Origin of the sequence: Psychrobacter sp. ANT_H3 (assembly GCF_027919975.1) — a bacterium.
In the GTDB taxonomy this organism is placed as follows: domain Bacteria; phylum Pseudomonadota; class Gammaproteobacteria; order Pseudomonadales; family Moraxellaceae; genus Psychrobacter; species Psychrobacter maritimus.
This window is the reverse complement of record NZ_JAQISM010000019.1, coordinates 1-18,848: the sequence shown is the minus strand read 5'-3', so window position 1 is coordinate 18,848 and position 18,848 is coordinate 1. Positions and strand designations below refer to the sequence as shown.

At 44.5% G+C, this 18,848-nt stretch carries 15 protein-coding genes; 11 read left to right on the top strand and 4 right to left on the bottom strand.

Features of this window, described 5'->3' with window-relative positions; genetic code table 11:
- Window positions 1-69: 69 nt before the first annotated feature.
- The 5 genes from PG901_RS10075 (at window position 70) to PG901_RS10055 (ending at window position 6,558) form a co-directional block, all read left to right on the top strand.
- Window positions 70-2,154 (top strand): DUF294 nucleotidyltransferase-like domain-containing protein, encoded by a 2,085-nt coding sequence (locus PG901_RS10075; RefSeq protein WP_271134340.1) that lies wholly within the window; start codon window positions 70-72, stop codon window positions 2,152-2,154.
- A gap of 95 nt (window positions 2,155-2,249) precedes the next feature.
- Window positions 2,250-2,855: a 3'-5' exonuclease gene (locus PG901_RS10070; RefSeq protein ID WP_201629493.1), complete on the top strand. Its 606-nt coding sequence runs from the start codon at window positions 2,250-2,252 to the stop codon at window positions 2,853-2,855.
- Window positions 2,856-3,073: 218 nt separating this feature from the next.
- Complete coding sequence (locus PG901_RS10065; RefSeq protein ID WP_271134339.1) at window positions 3,074-5,224, top strand: D-alanyl-D-alanine carboxypeptidase/D-alanyl-D-alanine-endopeptidase; 2,151 nt, start codon at window positions 3,074-3,076, stop codon at window positions 5,222-5,224.
- A 79-nt stretch (window positions 5,225-5,303) separates the two neighbouring features.
- Entirely contained in the window at window positions 5,304-5,834 is a 531-nt protein-coding gene (locus PG901_RS10060) for an ABZJ_00895 family protein (protein WP_271134338.1), read from the top strand.
- A gap of 175 nt (window positions 5,835-6,009) precedes the next feature.
- Window positions 6,010-6,558, top strand: a complete 549-nt coding sequence (locus PG901_RS10055; protein WP_201562124.1) for a DUF421 domain-containing protein — start codon at window positions 6,010-6,012, stop codon at window positions 6,556-6,558.
- Window positions 6,559-6,701: 143 nt separating this feature from the next.
- Here PG901_RS10055 and PG901_RS10050 read toward each other — a convergent pair whose 3' ends face one another.
- Complete coding sequence (locus PG901_RS10050) at window positions 6,702-7,148, bottom strand: DUF2147 domain-containing protein (protein ID WP_271134337.1); 447 nt, start codon at window positions 7,146-7,148, stop codon at window positions 6,702-6,704.
- A 324-nt stretch (window positions 7,149-7,472) separates the two neighbouring features.
- Here PG901_RS10050 and rlmH point away from each other — a divergent pair, with 324 nt between their 5' ends.
- Window positions 7,473-7,961 (top strand): 23S rRNA (pseudouridine(1915)-N(3))-methyltransferase RlmH, encoded by a 489-nt coding sequence (rlmH, locus tag PG901_RS10045; RefSeq protein ID WP_201624147.1) that lies wholly within the window; start codon window positions 7,473-7,475, stop codon window positions 7,959-7,961.
- A 131-nt stretch (window positions 7,962-8,092) separates the two neighbouring features.
- Window positions 8,093-9,013, top strand: a complete 921-nt coding sequence (locus tag PG901_RS10040; RefSeq protein ID WP_271134336.1) for a DODA-type extradiol aromatic ring-opening family dioxygenase — start codon at window positions 8,093-8,095, stop codon at window positions 9,011-9,013.
- Window positions 9,014-9,077: 64 nt separating this feature from the next.
- Here the strand turns inward: PG901_RS10040 and PG901_RS10035 are convergent, their stop codons facing one another.
- Both PG901_RS10035 and PG901_RS10030 read right to left on the bottom strand, forming a co-directional pair.
- Window positions 9,078-10,571, bottom strand: coding sequence for an amidase (locus PG901_RS10035; protein ID WP_271134335.1), 1,494 nt, complete (start codon window positions 10,569-10,571; stop codon window positions 9,078-9,080).
- Between the two features lie 417 nt (window positions 10,572-10,988).
- A complete protein-coding gene (locus tag PG901_RS10030) occupies window positions 10,989-14,351 on the bottom strand; it encodes a DNA translocase FtsK (protein WP_271134334.1) in 3,363 nt (1,120 codons plus the stop codon).
- A 654-nt stretch (window positions 14,352-15,005) separates the two neighbouring features.
- Between PG901_RS10030 and trxB the strand changes: the two genes are divergently transcribed.
- The 3 genes from trxB to PG901_RS10015 all read left to right on the top strand — a co-directional run bounded on the left by trxB (window position 15,006) and on the right by PG901_RS10015 (window position 17,472).
- Window positions 15,006-16,028, top strand: a complete 1,023-nt coding sequence (gene trxB / locus PG901_RS10025; protein ID WP_271134333.1) for a thioredoxin-disulfide reductase — start codon at window positions 15,006-15,008, stop codon at window positions 16,026-16,028.
- Window positions 16,029-16,871, top strand: coding sequence for a leucyl/phenylalanyl-tRNA--protein transferase (aat, locus tag PG901_RS10020; RefSeq protein ID WP_271134332.1), 843 nt, complete (start codon window positions 16,029-16,031; stop codon window positions 16,869-16,871).
- A 163-nt stretch (window positions 16,872-17,034) separates the two neighbouring features.
- Window positions 17,035-17,472 carry a MerR family transcriptional regulator gene (locus PG901_RS10015; RefSeq protein WP_201562140.1) on the top strand — a complete coding sequence of 146 codons (438 nt, stop codon included), beginning with the start codon at window positions 17,035-17,037 and terminating at the stop codon, window positions 17,470-17,472.
- A gap of 64 nt (window positions 17,473-17,536) precedes the next feature.
- Here PG901_RS10015 and rimI read toward each other — a convergent pair whose 3' ends face one another.
- Window positions 17,537-18,025 carry a ribosomal protein S18-alanine N-acetyltransferase gene (gene rimI, locus PG901_RS10010; protein ID WP_271134331.1) on the bottom strand — a complete coding sequence of 163 codons (489 nt, stop codon included), beginning with the start codon at window positions 18,023-18,025 and terminating at the stop codon, window positions 17,537-17,539.
- A gap of 115 nt (window positions 18,026-18,140) precedes the next feature.
- On the opposite strand from rimI, the gene PG901_RS13705 reads away from it, so the two are divergent.
- Window positions 18,141-18,848: IS256 family transposase, variant Zn-binding type (locus PG901_RS13705; RefSeq protein WP_442966890.1), on the top strand; the 708-nt coding region annotated here is incomplete at its 3' end.

Below are 18,848 nucleotides of genomic sequence, written 5' to 3'. Positions count from 1 at the left end.
TAGTATCAGGAAAACTGTAAAACCTTTCTTATTAAATTTTTTGTTAAATATGCCATCAAGGATGATGCCATGCCCCATCTTGATTTTACCCAGCCGCCCTTTGATGTACTAAGCGCGGCTGAACGCCAAAGTATCAAAAAAAATACCCAAATTCGTTATCTTGCTAAAGATGAGTACTTGCCTGCCGACGATTTGCAATACTTTTATGTGGTACTCAAAGGACAAATCGAGCAGCTGCTTGATGGTGAGTTTGTCGCGTCCTATTTAGGTAGCAATCATACCGACCATCTTAATAGCAACGATTGGTTTGACAGTCGGCGGCTACCAAAATCACTTATAGAAGGTGATTTGCCAGAAAGCAGCGAGCCAACTAACGCACTCCTTAGCCGTGCTGAACCTCCAAGTAAAAACCCGATATCGCCCTACGAGTTTCGAGCTATCGAAGACACGCTGCTGCTACAAGTCAATGGCGCAACCATTGATAAAATAAGTGCGCAAAACCATCTGGTGCGTCAATTACTATCAGAGGATTTACCCGAACGCCTAAAAGCATTGCAGCAGCGGCGTAGCAGCCAGCGTTTAAGTACCGCTAGCTACCATGGCTATAATGAGCAGCAAGAAGTGCAGCAGATTATGATGCAGCCGGTGATTGATGTCCGCTTATTGCCGGTGCATATCATCGACGCCACCAGCAGCCTATACGACGCTGCGCATATTATGACTAAGGAGGGGCTCAAGCATGTGTTGGTGCGACCGCTCGACCAATTAAGCCCTATTCAAACACAAGCACACACGCAAACATTAGATAATGATTTAGATAGCGATTTAAATAGTAACTTAGACAGTGATAATGGCCGTTTGCAAACCCCTAAAACTTACTCTGGTCGTACGTTAGGCATTTTGACCGATACCGATATCTGCCGCGCGGTGAGCGACCAACAAAATCCGGCGACAACCCCTTGCCAGCGTTATGCGAGCTTCAATTTGCGTACTATCGATGCTCATGATGAGATTGGCGATGCGCTATTGACCATGACGCGCTACCGTATCCATAGGCTGCCTGTGATTGACGCTAATGGTGAAGTCGCAGGTGTACTTGGGCAAAGCGATATGCTCGCCCATATTGGTCATCATTCGCAGCTGATTAGTATTCAGATTGAAAAAGCAAAAGACTTGCCAAGCTTAGATACGGCGGTTGAGCTTATTGGGCGCTATATTCGCGCGCAGCATCAAAATGGGGTAAAAATCGGTAACGTCAGCCGCATGGTACAAACGCTTAACGCGCAAGTTTTTACCAAGCTGTGGCAACTTATCGTACCTGATGAAGTAATGAAAAATACTTGCGTTATCGTCATGGGTTCCGAGGGTCGCGGCGAGCAAATCATGCGTACCGACCAAGATAATGCGCTGATTATCCGTGATGGTTATACCCACCCTGATTTGGCCCAGTTCGCTGAAACCTTTAACAATCATTTAGCCGCATTAGGATATCCGCTTTGCGATGGCAATATCATGATGACCAATCCAATGTGGCGGCAGCCGCTTAAGCAGTTTGAAGCGCAGATTGGCTTATGGTTTAGAAATACCGACCCGATACACAGTATTTATCTGTCGGCGATATTAGATGGCGAGTATGTCTGCGGCGATGAGTCGCTGCTGACCCATGTCCGCGAACATTTAAAAATCGCCCACCGCCAATCAGACCTGATGTTTGTACGTCAGTTCGCCCGAGCTGCTCTACAATTTGGCGATGTCGGTCAATGGTGGCAAAAGTTTGTGCCGTTACTTAGCGGCAAACCTAGCTCTTATGATATCGACCTTAAAAAAGCCGGTATTTTCCCATTGGTGCATGGTATTCGTACTTTGGCATTAGAAAACGATATTTTTGATGCGCCCAGTAGTAAAGGACGGCTGAAAGCCTTGGTGCAAGCGCGTGCCTTGACCCAGCAGCGTGCTGATACTCTGCTTGAGGCGTTAGAGTTTTTTATGGCGCAGCGTTTATCCGTTGCCCTATTGACAGATGATAAGTATGCGCGGCACGTCGATCCGACAACTTTATCTGCCCTTGAGCGAGATTTATTAAAAGAGTGTTTGGCCGTGGTCAAAAGTTTTAAAGGTCAGCTCAGTCGGCATTATCAACTGGAATTTGGTTAGAAGTATGCCATGATTACTCAGGACCATTTAATTAGCACCATTACAATCAGAACCATTCAGTCAGCCAGTAAACAAAAAAAGGGAGTAAAAATAAAATGAGTTGGCTAAAACAATTATCTTCTCATTGGCAAAAGACACATTTGCAGCGCCCTGAGCTGGCATCAATGTTTGATAAACCTTTGGCTAATGAATGGGTAGCGATTGACTGCGAGATGACGGGGCTCAATCCAAAAAAGCATCACTTGCTGTCTGTCGCCGCGATTCATATCAATGGCAATAGCATCGATACGGGCAATGGTCTGCATCTGGTTTGCCGACCGCCTGTCATGCCTGACCGTGACACCATTGTGATTCATGGCTTGCGTACCGCTGATGTTGAGCACGGCATGAGCTATGATGAGATGCTCGCTTTACTGCTGCCCTTTATTGATAATCGACCGATAGTTGGGTTTTGCCCGCAGATAGATACAGGGTTTTTGAACCCTTTGATTAAGCGCTATATGGGTACGACATTGCCAAATAAGATCATTGATGTGCGGTTGTTATACAGTCGGCGCATGGGCAATCTTGCTCAGGGCGACCCCAATCAATCGCAGCATTTGACCAAAATATTAGCGCATTATGAGATTCCTGAGCTTGGCATTCATGATGCTTATAATGATGCTATTATGACCGCGATGGCGTTTTTGCATATGCGTTAAAATTGATGGCTAATAAACGATAAATACTAAAAAAATACATATTAAGCATTATCATTTATAATTTTTATAATTCTCCACTCAAAAACTTTTAAACCATTACCTTTAAGCCTGTTGACAGATTTTAGCCGTACGCTGCATTTATACAAATGCTGTACCTACGCGAAAATAGCAACTCATGTTACCATAGAGTGTTTTTGCCACCTGATGATAGACTGCTCATGCTACCCACTTCTAAAACTAATAATCGCCCTACTACTACTGCCAAATTGACGCCTTTTATTAAGCCGTTATGCTCGCTGAATCAGCCTGCCAAATACCTAGCCACGTTATCCACGTTAGCATTATTTGTCAGCGCTATGTTGACACCAATATATGCTCAAGCTGCCCTGCCAGAAGCGATTCAAACGGCGCTCACCCGAGCAAACTTAAGCGCTACCGATATCAGTATCGTCATTACCCCAGTGGGTGATAAAAACGCCAGTCGCTTGCCTGCGCCGATTCAGGTGATTAATAGTCCTAAACAAGGTATTAGCAACTCTCACATCGATAGCCAGCCAAAATCATTAAGTGTTGATAATGTTTCTGCTGACCCTAATAGCATCAAAAGACAAGTAACTCAAAACAATAAGCCTAAAGAAGTTACCGTGTATCAAAGCCCATTAGTGACTATCGAAAAACAGACGATTAAGCAACACGAAAAACAACTCCATGCTTATACCGATGACCCTTATACTTATCAAAGTTTAGAAAGTACTCCATCGCTACTGCCAAATGACGGCCAATCAACATCTTCAGTGCCTAATAAAAACAATCCTGACAAGAATAGCGCTAATAAAAGTAGTAAAGGAAATGCTAGCAACGCTACCGCTAACAATGCCACTATTAAAATCTCTTTCTCGCCGTTATTAAGACATCAAGCCGATATCGCGCGCACGCCTGCCAGCACCATGAAGCTGGTTCCAAGCTTTATTGCATTAGATACGTTGGGCGCTGACTTTGTCTGGCATACCCGCGTTTATCATACGGGCATTATCATCGGCGATAAGCTCTATGGCGACTTGATTATTCAAGGTAGTGGCGATCCGAAAATGACCCACGAGCGCTTACAGCAATTACTGTATAAAGTGCAAGCAGCTGGTATTCGCCATATTAACGGCGATATTATTGTCGATAGCGCAATCTTTAAAAATGTGAGCAAAGATCCTGCTGCCTTTGATAACTCACCACTACGACCTTATAACGCCAGCCCTGATGGTTTTTTAGTTAACTTTAGCAGTATCGGTATCCAAAGCTACCCGCTAGATAATACGCGCGCACAGCTGACCTATACGCCGCAATTGGCAAACTATCAATTGCCCAGTATGATAAATATACGCTCAGCTGCCTGCGGTCAAGCGCGCTATAGCCTAGCGCCGCAGTGGCAACCGACCCAGCTGACGCTCAATGCCAATCTGCCCGATAGCTGCGGTGAGCATGCTTTTTATGTCGCCTATCCTGATGCCAAAGATTTCGCCGCCCGCGTCATTGCTTCTAAATGGCAAACGCTTGGTAATACATTAACTGGTAAAGTCATCAGCCAAGGAAAACCTTACCTTTCTAATAAAAACATTAAAGAAGGAAAGTCGCCACGTGGTCTGGCCGCTATCGCGATATCGCCGTTACCTATTGTCAGTTATCCCTCTTTAAACCTTACCCAGCAGATTTATGATATCAATCACTTCTCTAATAATGTGATGACTGAGCAAGTGGCGCTCTCTATTGGCGCTTATGATAAAGCCAGCATTAATAGCACTAGCATTAATAAAGCTGGCAGCGATAAAGTAAATACTGATAAAGCGGGCGTTAATAAAGTAGACGTTAATCAAGAAAGCACTGATACGGATAAAGTCATTCATCAGCAAGCAACGAGCTTATATCAATTTGGTCAGCCACCAGCGACCGATTATTCACAAGCGCTACAAGCGATTAATCATTGGTGGCAAACCAAGCTGACTAGCCCGCCGCCGCATTTAACCAATGGCTCAGGACTTTGCCGCGACTGCACCATCAGTGCCGAAAATTTAAGTGAGCTATTAACCTACGCTTATGCGCAACCAAGCTTTGATGCTTACGTAAGCTCATTAGGTATCGCTGGCGTCAGTGGTACGATTAGCGCCCATAGCGAGCGCTTGCCTGAGTCGCAAGCCATCGGTCGCGCTTGGATAAAAACCGGCACGTTAAATAACGTCACCTCGATGGCAGGCTATGTTAAAGGCTTATCTGGACAGGATTATGTAGTGGTCGGATTGATTAATAGCGACCAAGCGCTCAACGCTTATACTGCCAGACCCGTATTAGATGCGATGCTTGATTGGACGGCGCAGCATTGATAATGGTGTATTAGCTGCTATTTTTCTAGCGCTATTTGTTTTAAAAACCCTATGCTCACCCCTTTATAAAGGTCATTTTATGTCACGTAAACCAACGCAGCTTAGCAAGTCTCCGAGTAGGTCAGGAGCTAGTCAGTCGGGAAGCAAGACACCGCTATCAAACCCAAAAGCCACTCAACCTAAAATGACGCAATATGTTGGTTTTTTTGCCGTTGGTTATATTTTAGCTAGCGCCATATTCATGATGATTCAAACCAAACTTGCCTTAAACTCGCAGCTGGTCACAGTCATCTCTATCGTCATCGGCGCTTATATTGCCGTGCATAAATTTATCAAACATCAGCAGCGCGCGCTAGATAGAGGCGAGATTAACCGCTTAATGTTTGGCGGCGTTGCAGTGGTTTGGCTACTGACGATTATTTATTTCTTGGGTATCTGGTTTTTCTTATTTGATGCGGTGAGCCGTGAAGTGTTGATGGAGATGAGCATGCAGCAGCCACTACCCCTGCTTTCAGCATTGGTCATGATACTGGTGCTGAGCTTAGTCAGTGCGCGCATTAGCATTTGGGCCGTCAATCACTTACTTGACCCTAAGCGCAAAACCATTTAATTATTATTGAAATACTTAGCGCTTTTAAACAGCCGATAGCTTTACCTATTTATCACTATCCAAGCGCATACAAAGTTTTTGTCCTACGCATGAGTAAATTACGGTACGCTGTTTCTATAAGGTTTCATGTTAAGTAGTATTTAAGTGACATAAATAATCAATAGGAGCTCAAGCAATGGACATGCTTTTTTTCGACAATATAGACAAGCTCGGACGTATCGTGCTGACGGCGGTAACGGTTTACGTTTTGATTGTTATCATCACTAAAGTCTCTGGAAAACGCTCCACTTCGCAGCTTAATAACTTTGATTGGATTGTCACCGTGATGATTGGCTCACTCGGTGCCAGCACCATTTTGCTTAAAGACATTCCACTTATCGAAGGTATCTCTTCTATCTTGGTGCTGTATGTCATGCAGTTTTTGGTCACCAAATACGCCTCTATTTCACCGCAATTTAGCAGCTTTATTTTATCCGAGCCGCGTATTGTCTTTTATCAAGGGCAGTTTTTACCTGATGCGATGCGTGCTGAGCGCTTGACCCGTCAAGAGCTTGAATGTGCCATGCGTTCTGAAGGGGTGAATAGCTTCGATGATGTCGAGGCGATCGTTTTTGAATCGGATGCTCAGCTGACCATTATTCCAAAACCTACCTCTTCTGATAACAATGACAATCATCAAAGCGAAGAAAACACGGTATCAGAAACCATCGCCCCACTTATGTAAAATAATTGGCAAAATTTAAAGATTGCTGAAACTGAAAGTATAAAAAAGGATAGCCGCTATAAACCGACTATCCTTTTCTTTTAACTTCAATTCTTACTAACCGCTATAATCGTTATTTATCAATAACAATCCTAGTGCGGAAACTACTTAATACGCTGCCACGTTTGCGAACGACCAAAGACTGGGGTACCGACAAAGCCGCGGAGCTTTAAACTTTGACCATTATCACTTAGGGTCAATTTGCCAGAATAGGTTTTACCGGATTCAGGGTCGACCAGCTTGCCATCACTCCATTGGTTATTACCATCCGCTTTTAAGCCTGAGAGTATCTGTAAGCCTTCAACCGGTTTGTTTTTTAGGCTACCAGGACATTTGGTACAAAGCGCATCCGCCTTTTCTTTATTCAGCACTTTAATGATTTTCCCTGACACTTTACCGCCGCTTTCCGTTAACTGAATGACGGCCTTTTTTTCGCCGGTTTTATCATCGATGGTTTGCCATTGCGTGCCATTTAACGAAACAGCAAACACAGAAGTAGAGAGCAGCGCGCCTGCGCTAAGGACAATTAGACTTGATATAGTGCGTTTCATGAACGACTCCTTTCGTTTAAAAAAATGTTTCAAACTGTCTTTTGGTTTATCATAAAGACCTCACAGTGTTGCTCGTTATTTTATGACTGGTTTTATAGCTTGGGTCATTACTCGTTCATTTACTTTATTGCTTTTAACGTTCTGCCACTATTTTATAGCGCAGTGTTTAATAATGATAAGCGAAAACCAGCAAAATAAAGAACAACTGTTTGTCGAATGCTAGTAAAGCACAAAATTATGCGTTGTAAAAGGTCTGTTTGTTACAATAACTTAAGCGCAGAATTCTTTTGTTACATTTACTCAATGATCAAAGTGGTATGTATTATGAAAGTAAGAATATTAACCGTCGGTAATAAAATGCCCAAGTGGGTACAAACCGGTTTTGATGAATACTTCAAACGTATTCAGCCGATGCTTAGCACCGAAATTGTAGAAATTGCGGCGGCAAAACGTGCCAAAAATCCGTCAGATGCCAATTTGGCGCAATACCGCGAGCAAGAGGGTCAGGCGATATTAGCCGCCCATGCGGCAGGAGGGCGTGAGCAACTTTGGGTGCTGGATGTCAAAGGTAAAATGCTCTCTACCGAACAGTTGGCCGATAAATTGGCCGATGGCATGCAGCAAGGCGACGATATTGCCCTAGTCATCGGCGGTGCTGACGGCGTATCGCCAGAAGTATTGGCAAAAGCCGATGTAAAATGGTCGTTATCCGCGCTGACCCTACCGCATCCGCTGGTGCGCGTGGTGCTGATGGAGCAGCTTTATCGGGCGATGAGTATCAATCACAATCACCCTTATCATCGCGGTAATTAAAAGTAGTAATTAAAACGCTTACAAAGATTGTTTATTTGCTATAGAAGAGTAACTGCGTTACCTAAAAAACAATGAGTAATCGTAATCGCAAAACAGATTGAAATATAGGCGCGCGCCCTAATACATGCTACATGAAACATCCTAAACCTGCAGTACCTAAAGCATTCAGCGCTCATCCGAATATTGATGCCAAACGCCAACATCTAACGAACTCAAAGCCGACGCCTATCACGGCAGCGGCTGCTTGGGCAGATGGACCTGCGATATCGAGGGCAGCGACAGTATCGAAGCGACCAAAATTGCCCGCACTATTTATCTCGCATGGGGCGCCGACGCTTGCAATCGAGCAGTCAGCGACAACCAGCGCGCTAGCACGTATCGGGCAAAATTTACCTAAGCCGCGCGCTATTATCATTATGTCGGCGCATTGGCAGTCGGCAAAGCTTGAAATCAGTAGCAATCCGCAACCTAAAACTTGGCATGATTTTTCCGGCTTTACACCTGAGCTGTATGAGTTGCAATACCCTGCCGCCGGACAACCAGCGCTTGCTGAAACTTTAGCACAGCAGTTGACGGCGCGCGGTATCACCTGCCGCGTAAACCCTTTGCGTGTTAGTGACCATGGGGTCTGGGCACCGCTTTTGCATCTGTATCCAGAAGCTGATATCCCTATCGTGCAAATATCGCTACCACGGCATTATAACAGTGTCGCTTGTTATCAATTGGGCGCGCAACTGGCGCAATTGCGGGATGAGCAAATTCTCTTGATTGGCTCAGGAAGTATCACCCATAATTTGCAAGCACTACGCTGGCAAGCAGAAAGTATCGATAAAACCGCTAGAGACTTTAAAGTTTGGCTATTACAACAGCTCAAAACAGACATTCCGAGCGCCTTAGACTGGCAGCAGTATCCTAATTATCAAAACGTACACCCAAGCGATGAGCACCTATTGCCGCTATTTTTCGCTTTAGGTGCGGGTCAACGCGTCTCTGTGGTACACCAAAGCATGGCGCACCATAGCTTGGGTATGGATATTTATCGTTTTGATTAAGCTGTCTTAATCAAAACGCTTTTTATAAAATACATTTATTAGAAATTATTGCGAGCATATAAGACTATTTCTCAAAGGCAGGTTTGGTAAATAACCCCGCGCGCTCCATCTCGCCAGCAATACTAAATAGTGTCGTTTCATCATTCATACGCCCAATCAGCTGCATACCAATTGGCAAGCCTTTTTTGCTCATCCCAACAGGCAATGACATTGCTGGCAGCCCTGTAATATTACCTAATAAAGTAAAGGCCATTTTACCGAGTACGGGTGAGCTGAGTTTTTCAATCACGCCTGAGCTAAAGGCATATTTACCCATATCAATGCCTTTATTTAGTAAACCTGCGCTACGCATGAGCATCTCATCCATACGGCTTGGCGGCAGTACGCCGTGTTTAACGGCAGGGGTCGGTACGGTTGGGCACAAAATCATATCGTAGGTTTCAAGCAATAAACCGGTTTGATATTGGCTATGATGCCAGCCATGCTTAGCATGCGCCAAATCAACGGCGGATAATGAGCGTCCGAGCATCGCCATATTATAGGTTTGTGGCTCAAGGTTTTGGATATGCTGCGCGCCATAACAACGCTCGACATAATCGATGGTAAAGGCGGTATGGGCGCAGACTACCACTAAAAAATCATGCCAAAACTGCTCAATATTGATATTAGGCTCAGCCGGTATCACGCGATGTCCCATGGCTTCTAGCTGCTTAGCGGTCTGCTCTAATACAGCGAGTACCTCTTTATCAACCACGGTATTGGCCACCAATGGCTGTTGATGCAGGGCAATGGTTAATTGCCGTGGTGCGCGCATCGCTGCTTGCAAAAATGTCCCATTGGGCGGGGCAATGATAAAAGGCGCACCGATTTCCGCACCGCTAGTCGCATCTAGCATCGCTGCGCTATCCCGTACTGAGCGCGTAATTACATGGTCAGCGACCGCCCCTTCCCAGCCTTCACCAATGGCTGGACCCATCGGATTACGACCACGGCTAGGTTTGAGTCCAAACGCGCCGCACCATGCAGCAGGAAAGCGTATCGAACCGCCGCCATCACCCGCGCCTGCCATCGGTACGATACCACTTGCCACAGCCGCCGCACTACCGCCCGATGAACCACCAGAGCTATAGCCTTTTTTAAATGGATTATGGGTGGCGCCATGCGCTTTTGGTTCAGTGGTGATAATCAAACCAAACTCAGGCGTATTGGTTTTACCAAAAGTATTTACGCCGCTGGCTTTCATGCGTTTAACGATTTCACTGTCAGCATCAGGCACGATATTGACGCTACGGCTACCCATGGTGATTGGCTCATCCGCAAAATAAAAGGATAAGTCTTTGAGCAAATAAGGTACGCCGTTAAATACGCCTGCTGGTAAGCCTTTTTGCGCCGCCGCATAAGCGCGCTCATCAAAACGATGGATAATAGCGTTTAATTTAGGATTAAGCTGATTGGCTTGCTCAACTGCTGCATCGAGCAGTTCTTTGGCGCTGACTTCCCCTGCGTTAACCAATGCTGCCAACGCTATCGCATCATATTGGGTATATTCTTTAAACATAACTGACCTTCCTTGGAGAGTAATTGCGTTAAGGTGTATTCTTAGAATTTATGCCTATCTATCTGATAAACCATCACCAGTTTAGTATAAAAAGCCGCTGTTTATAATCGATAAACAAACTCATTAGTCATTTGGGTATTAGGGCGTGTCCTCAATTCAATCGATGGACATCTAAATGGGCTAAAAATGGCTAAATGAAATAAGTACAAATATTATAACGCGCTACTGGTATTAATTTCCCTTGCTTGCTGTGCCTACGCAGACAGAGGCTGCGCAAAATGAATACCAGTAGCTCTGCGTTCATTTTATAGCGGATCGCCTATATCATCTTTTCCCAATAAAAAAGACGAGCCACTTTCGTCACTCGTCCTTTTTGCTATCTAATGCTATCTAATGCTATCTAATGCTATCTAAGTGCTACATTAACAACTCACGCTTACCGCTTTTTCCCATTGAGCTGACCAGTCCCGCCTCTTCCATTGAGTCAACGATACGCGCGGCGCGGTTATAGCCGATACTAAATTTACGCTGAATACTAGACGCCGATACTTTACGCGTTTCCATGATAAATGCCACGGCATCATTATAAAGGTCGTCGTCTTCGCCAGAAGCATTGGCCGCACTAGCACCACCGCCAGGACTCATTAATTCAAAATTACCCGCCATATTATCAATATAATCGGGCGCACCGCGTTCACGCCACGCGTCACAAACACGGTTGACTTCTTCATCACTGACATACGCACCATGCACACGGTCAGGCTCAATTTGCCCTGGTCCTAAAAACAGCATATCGCCATTACCAAGCATATCTTCGGCACCACCGCTGTCTAGAATAGTGCGTGAATCTACTTTTGAGTTCACCCGTAACGCTGCACGCACCGGAATATTGGCTTTAATCAAACCAGTAATGACATCGACCGACGGACGCTGGGTGGCAAGCATTAAATGAATCCCTGCTGCCCGCGATTTTTGTGCAAGACGAGTGATAAGCTCTTCGGCTTGCTTACCGACTTGCATAATCATATCGGCAAACTCATCGGCGACAATGACAATCATTGGCAAGGTTTTTAGCTTTGGCGCTTGGCTAATACTGACGCTATCATTGGGACGCCATAAGGGATCTAGCATTGGATTGCCCGATTTTTCAGCAGCGATGACTTTTTTATTAAACTCGTTAAGTTTACGCACCTTTAATAAACTCATCAGCTGATAACGACGCTCCATCTCCGCCACACACCATGACAAGGCACTAGCGGCTTCGGTCATATCAGTGACCACTGGCGTTAGCAGATGCGGAATATCATTATAGTTGGCAAGCTCAAGCTGCTTTGGATCAATCAAAATAAGGCGCAGCTCATTCGGCGTATATTTTAGCAGCATCGACAGTAGCATCGAGTTGACCAATACAGATTTACCAGAGCCTGTGGTACCAGCGACCAACATATGCGGCGCACGAGCAAGGTCAGTAATAATCGGATTACCGCCGATGTCTTTACCCATCGCCATGCTGATTTGGGCTTTAGGGTCGTTAAATTTTTCCGTATTTAACAGCTCAATCAAACGTACCATTTCGCGCTGCTTGTTCGGTACTTCAATACCAATATACGGCTTACCCGGAATAACCTCGACCACACGCAAGGACGCCATCGATAACGAACGCGCCAAATCGCGTGAAATACCCGTCACTTTACTGGCTTTTACCCCAGCAGCAAGCTCTACTTCAAAGCGCGTTACTACAGGACCTGGGATGGCATTAACCACCGCAGCCTTGACATTAAACTCTTGCAATTTGATTTCTAATAGCTCGGACAACTGCTCAAGCTCGGCCAATGTATAGCTCGGCTTACGGTCAGGATCTGGCTTATCTAAAATAGAAATCTCAGGGATAGGTGTAAGGCTACTGCGATAAGCAGCCGTTTGCATCGAGCGTGATTTTTGACTGAAGGCGGCATCATCGCTAATATGCGGCATCACAGGCAGGTCAGTGTCGTCAGCTCGACTGTCATCTTCTGGCATCATGTCAGCAATATGATTACTGCTATCGCCTTCTGGCACCGCAAAGCTTACCGTAGGTTTAGTGGCGGTGACCGGCGAAGCATTTGTTTGTGCAACACTAGCTGTCGCTGCAGTGCCCGTTGTTTCTGTAATACCCGTTGCTGCAATGCCAGTTGCTGCTGTCGGCGCGAGTTTAGGATTGGCAGGCGGCGTATTGGTCGGTGTCATATCAGTAACTTTAGCAACGTCACCAACTGCATCCACTGGCGCAGCAAAATCTACTGCCGATGTACTGACTGTTTCATGCTTAGCTAAAGGCTCAGTATCATAAGAAGAATCGGGTTGTTCGATAGACCAAGTTTCAGAAAGGTCATCTATTGAGTCATCAATCACATTATTTAATGAATTAACATTTAATGAGTGATCAGCTTTCTGTTCCTGTGCTGCGGTATCAAACGAGGTGTCTAATACAGGCGTTTCAATCAAGGTTTTATCTTCTTCTAACTTAGGCGCTACTGGGACCGCCGCATGTTCTGCTAGCCAAGCATCAACTAAGCTATCAACTGCTGAGCTATCGACTGCTAAACTATCAACGCTTTCTGTCATTTCATCTTGATCAGCAGCATCATTAACAATGTTATCAGAAGTATTAGGCGCAGCAGCAGATTTATCGAAACCTTGGACGTTCGTGTTTGAAGCAGCAGCTGCATCATAAACAAACGTATCTTGACCCGCAATGGCCTCACTTGCCAACAAATCATCGACCGTATCGGCATCATTCCAAGCAAAACTTGGTTCAACTTTGCGCGCAGGCGCCATCACAGGATTTGCGGTAGGCGCTGACACTTGCTGTTGGTTAACATGATTAAAACTGCTTGCATTAGCTGAAGCCGTTTGTAGTTGCTCATCCTGCGCTGTGCTGCTGGTTGCAGTTTGTGCCACTGCTGCCGCAGCCGACATGGACGCTTTGACGCTAGCACCTAGACCCGACGTCGCTAAAAAATCTTTCAACACGTTATTAAAACGACCACTTTTATCCGCTGTTTGAGCATGATTTGCATGGTCAGCAGTTGGCAAATCTAATGGTAACTGCTCAAATGCTGCCGCCGCTTTTTCATCGCTCACACTTGCATCATTTTGCTGTTGTTCAGACGCTGTCTGCGCGGCTTGTCTCTTATCGCGTTCACTATCATTATCTTGGAGCGCAGCATCACGCCATGACCATGTTTTGATTTTTTGATAAATCGCTAGCCAATGAATATTAAAGGCAAAAGTGGCGGTAATTATCACAAATACCGTTAAAAAGGTCACACTGCCCCACTGCGATAATAGCTGTGCCAAACGTGCTTGTAGCTCAAGGCCAATAATACCACCAGCAACGCCTTTAAGGCCGGACACCATTGGATCTGCCACTTGCTGTACCAGCGCTACCAATTGCGCAAACAAGGCACTGGCACTTAATAGCAAAAACACATAGGCAACTAAGCGTAATAACCAAAACGTTGGTTTGTTATCCCACCAAATCAGCACCGACTCATAAACCAAAAACGCCAGCAACCACCAAGCTCCAAAACCAAAGAAGCTATAGAGCAAATCAGACAGCCACGCGCCCATCTCGCCGCCCATATTATTCACGGCAGTCATATCACTACTGATGTGCGACCAGCTCGGATCATTACCGGTATAAGTCATCAAAATGACGAATAAATAAACCGCCAGTATTAACCCAAGCAGGGTAAATATGCCCTTTTTTAAATACTCAATAAGTGGTGCTGATATCACGTAAGATCTGCCTTGTTGTTAATACTCGTTATTAATATTAAATGGTCGCCAGTTTATGAATAAAGCTAGTTATGCTTACTATACTGAAATGGTTTTATGCTGATAAGTGACAATATACCAATATAAGTAAATCACTTACTCTAGCTACTACTACCCCTTGCATAACTTCTTATAATAACAAATACATAGGCGTAGTGGCGACTACGTTATCAAGAAAGAGGGTAAGAAAATAAATTCATCAGTGGTTTAGCAAAAAATGCGCTCATTAACCGAACATTCGCTACACCTTTGCGTAATAAATGGCTGAGCGCTAAAAGAAATACGATTATTTTTGGGCATTGTTTTTTCAGGCATTATATTTTTAGAGTCAGTATTTGTAGATGCCGTATTTTTAGCTGGCATGTTTTCAGGCCTATTTTTCAAGCTCATGATGCTTTAATTCTAATGATACCCATATTCGTTTTAGCAAACTTGCACTTTTTGCTATCTGCCCTTATGTTATTATCACATAGCAATGAGAAAAACCATATTCATCGCTACTTTTAGCGACTATCTTTTATAATATTTGTCGTTTATATGACGCACTTTTATCATTCTACTTTTTATATCTTTCATTCTAATCGCTTTTATTCTGATAGCTAGCAAGGAAATTTTATGGCAACTGATAATACGGCTCCACGCCACGAAAAATTGATTATTTTAGGTTCAGGTCCTGCCGGTTACGCCGCGGCCGTTTATGCTGCACGTGCCAACCTAAAGCCTGTGATGGTGACTGGTATGGAAGTGGGCGGTCAGCTGACCACCACCACTGAGGTCGATAACTGGCCGGGCGATGCTCATGATTTAACCGGTCCTGCGCTTATGGATCGTATGAAAGCCCATGCTGAGCGCTTTGGTACTGAATTGGTTTATGACCATATCAATGAGGTTAATCTTAATGAGCGTCCTTTTTCCTTGACTGGTAACAATGGTAGCTATACTTGTGACGCCCTAATTATCTCAACGGGTGCCTCTGCGCAGTATTTAGGCTTAGAGTCAGAAACCAAATTCCGTGGTTTAGGTGTATCAGCTTGTGCCACCTGTGATGGCTTCTTTTATAAAGACCAAAAAGTCGCCGTCATTGGCGGTGGTAATACCGCCGTTGAAGAAGCTTTATATTTATCAAACATCGCTTCTGAAGTTACTCTAGTCCATCGCCGCGACAGTTTACGCTCTGAGAAAATCCTACAAGATAAGCTGTTTGAGAAAGCCAGAAACGGTAACGTCAAAATCGAATGGAACCATAAAGTCAAAGAAGTGGTCGGCGATGATATGGGCGTCAATGGTCTGATCATTGAATCTATGATTGATGGCAGCACCAAGCAATTAGATACCATGGGTATGTTTGTCGCCATTGGTCATAAGCCAAATACAGAGTTGTTCAAAGGCCAGTTGGACATGAAAGACGGCTATCTTGTTGTTAATAGTGGCCTAAATGGTAATGCTACTCAAACCAGTATCGAAGGCGTATTTGCCGCCGGTGACGTGGCCGACCACGTGTATCGTCAGGCCATTACGTCTGCGGGCACTGGCTGTATGGCAGCGCTTGATGCCGAGAAATACTTGGATGCTATCGGTGAGACGGTTGCAACCGATCATACGTATGCGTCGACATTGACTGCTGATAAAGAAGCATAAATGAGCAACTTTGCTAAAGACGACGGCCGCATTGATATCGATATTAATGCGACTGATATAACGCCTGAGACCTTCCGTAAACACATCAGAAGTCTTGGGCGTTACAACTTCCCTGACCCTACGATGGTTGATCCTGATGGCATTGGTATCGTTGCCGTTGGCGGAGATTTAGCGCCTAAAACGCTGATTTCTGCTTACGCACGGGGATTATTTCCGTGGTTTAATGACGATGAACCTATCACGTGGTGGTGTCCAGAGCCGCGCTGTATTATGCTGCCCACTGACTATAAGCCCAGTAAATCGCTGCGCAAGCAAGCGGGTCGCGAGCGTTGGCAATTAACCCTGAATCAAGCGTTCGATGACGTTATTCATGCTTGTAGTCTACCGCGTAGCGACGGTAACAATGACACGCTGCCCGAGGGCGAACATACTTGGATTCATAGCGAGATGATTGAAGCTTATACCGAGCTGCATGCTCAAGGGTTTGCGCATAGCATTGAAGTTTGGAATGATCAGCAGCAGTTGATTGGCGGTTTATATGGCTTAAAGATAGGCGGTATTTATTTTGGTGAATCGATGTTTCATATCGCATCGAACGCGTCAAAGCTCGCCTTTTGGGGCTTGATGCGTTTATGTGCCCAAAGCAAGGTCGAGTTGGTAGACTGTCAGTTGCCAAATGAGCATCTGTTGAGCTTGGGCGCTGAAACCTTGCCACGTGCTGAATTTTTAGCGCAGTTAGATACCCTTATTGGCAGCCGTTCAGTCAAATGGCAAAAGGACTCTCATCAACCTCTAGCCGTATCATTACTTGATAAACCACAGCCGTGGCAATTAAAAATATAATGCAAATTAACAAGGCAAAATTGCTTGGTTTAAAAATGAGCGTATTTATCGCTTTCCAATATAACTTTAAACAAGCTATCTTTAAACAAACATAGCTTTAAACAACGCTTCCAATCATCATTTATACAATAAGTAAGTTAAATATTTTACTTACGAGGTTAGCATGGCACCTGATACCGCATTTTTATTGATTGGTACACTGGCGACCGAGGCCAATACCACCAAAGATACCATTCGTCATTACGACCAACTGGGGCTACTAAAATCTCGCAAACGCCAAGCAGGGTCACGGCTTTATACCGAGTTTCATCCAGAGTGTGTTGAGCGTATTGAGCTGATTAAAAGCGCCCAAGCCATCGGTTTTACGCTGACTGAAATCAAAGATAGCCTCAATGATTATTATGATGGCCAGCTCGATATTGATTTACAGCTAAGTCTTACCCAGCAGAAACTTGCCCAAGTTAAAAAACAGCAAGCGACCATTGGCTTAATGATAGAGATGTTGGCTGAACGTATTGAGGTTCTTGAGCGCATGAAAGCAGACAGTGACTATAAGCTCAATGTTGAAATCTGTAAAAAGAAAATACCCTCACAACCCTAGTCAAGTTACCGGCAAACATATTGACTTTATCTTCAAGCAGAATCATCAGCGTTAATTATAACTATTAAACATAAACGCGCTGCATAATTAACGCATCAACTGCTGGCTGATGTGGCACTTGATAATAGTTTTTACGCGTATGAATCACGGCAAACGCTTGCTGCTCATATAAAGCAATCGCAGGCGCATTATCTGCGCGCACCTCTAATAATAAGCTCTCTACCTGATTGCTCATTAACTCTTGATTTAATTGTGCAAAAATTTGCGAGGCGATACCCTGACGCTGATAGTCAGGATGGGTGCCGATACGCAATATTTCTGCTTGCTCAAAAATAACTTGATAGAGGCAGTAGCCAATTACTTTATTATTATCGGCTTTATCTTCTTGTTTATATACCGTCAGCATATGCATACTGTCTTGCGCAAGCATCTCAACTAGCGTCTGATACGTCCATGCGTCGTGTGGCTGTACTAGCAATTCGATATCTGCGACCGCTTCTATTGTTTGTTGCAGCCGTGCTGTATGGGTTGCTAGCTTCTCGATAATAAACACAGTGGTTCCTTTTATTATTTTTATTCAAGTTTACTTAAACTCAGTTACAGCTATTTTAGCTTAAATATTTAGGTGTAATGGACATTATTCATGCTGGCGTAGGGTCTAACGCTATATACTGTCTATATTTGCAAGGAATCAACGCCATGAATCAAAAAACTGCCCTTTTTGTCGTGATAAACACATCAAAAAGAATGGACGCAAGCTAGGCAAACAACAGTATCAATGTCTAGTTTGCAGACGGCAGTTTTTAGGTGGCAAAAGACTCAATAACCAGACCCTTTGGACTGAATATACCCAAGGAAAACAGACCTACAAACAACTGGCTGACAAGTATAGCTGTAGTCTTAAAACCATTCAAAGACGCTTAGACACCGTCAGGATTGAGTATCAAGTTAAGCGACCGAATACTGCTAACATCATCATGGACACCACTTACTTCGGTCGTAAGTTTAGTTTAATGGTTTTTATGGACAATACCACTAAAGCCGTTCTTTACTACGCGATAGTCAGTCATGAAACCAACAGTGCCTACAAACAAGGAATTGATCATCTAGCATCGTTAGGCGTTGATATACAAAGCATTACCTGTGATGGTAGACGAGGACTGCGTGCGTTATTTACCCACACCCCTTGCCAGATGTGCCAGTTTCATCAGGTGCAAATAGTAACTCGCTATCTCACTCGTCGACCTAAGAATATCGCAAGTATTGAGCTTAGACGGCTCACTTTAAACTTAACACAGCTTAATAAAGCTGACTTCATAGAGCACTTAGATTATTGGTTGTTAACTCATGAAAACTATCTGAGTGAGCGTAGTACC

Excerpts from the sequence above, each read along its gene's own strand:
- PG901_RS10055 (WP_201562124.1), top strand. The coding sequence starts at position 6,010 with ATGGACATGCTTTTTTTCGACAATATAGACAAGCTCGGACGTATCGTG.
- aat (WP_271134332.1), top strand. The coding sequence starts at position 16,029 with ATGAGCAACTTTGCTAAAGACGACGGCCGCATTGATATCGATATTAAT.
- PG901_RS10075 (WP_271134340.1), top strand. The coding sequence starts at position 70 with ATGCCCCATCTTGATTTTACCCAGCCGCCCTTTGATGTACTAAGCGCG.
- PG901_RS10050 (WP_271134337.1), bottom strand. The coding sequence starts at position 7,148 with ATGAAACGCACTATATCAAGTCTAATTGTCCTTAGCGCAGGCGCGCTG.
- rlmH (WP_201624147.1), top strand. The coding sequence starts at position 7,473 with ATGAAAGTAAGAATATTAACCGTCGGTAATAAAATGCCCAAGTGGGTA.
- trxB (WP_271134333.1), top strand. The coding sequence starts at position 15,006 with ATGGCAACTGATAATACGGCTCCACGCCACGAAAAATTGATTATTTTA.
- PG901_RS10065 (WP_271134339.1), top strand. The coding sequence starts at position 3,074 with ATGCTACCCACTTCTAAAACTAATAATCGCCCTACTACTACTGCCAAA.
- PG901_RS10070 (WP_201629493.1), top strand. The coding sequence starts at position 2,250 with ATGAGTTGGCTAAAACAATTATCTTCTCATTGGCAAAAGACACATTTG.
- PG901_RS10040 (WP_271134336.1), top strand. The coding sequence starts at position 8,093 with ATGAAACATCCTAAACCTGCAGTACCTAAAGCATTCAGCGCTCATCCG.
- PG901_RS10035 (WP_271134335.1), bottom strand. The coding sequence starts at position 10,571 with ATGTTTAAAGAATATACCCAATATGATGCGATAGCGTTGGCAGCATTG.
- PG901_RS10060 (WP_271134338.1), top strand. The coding sequence starts at position 5,304 with ATGTCACGTAAACCAACGCAGCTTAGCAAGTCTCCGAGTAGGTCAGGA.
- PG901_RS10015 (WP_201562140.1), top strand. The coding sequence starts at position 17,035 with ATGGCACCTGATACCGCATTTTTATTGATTGGTACACTGGCGACCGAG.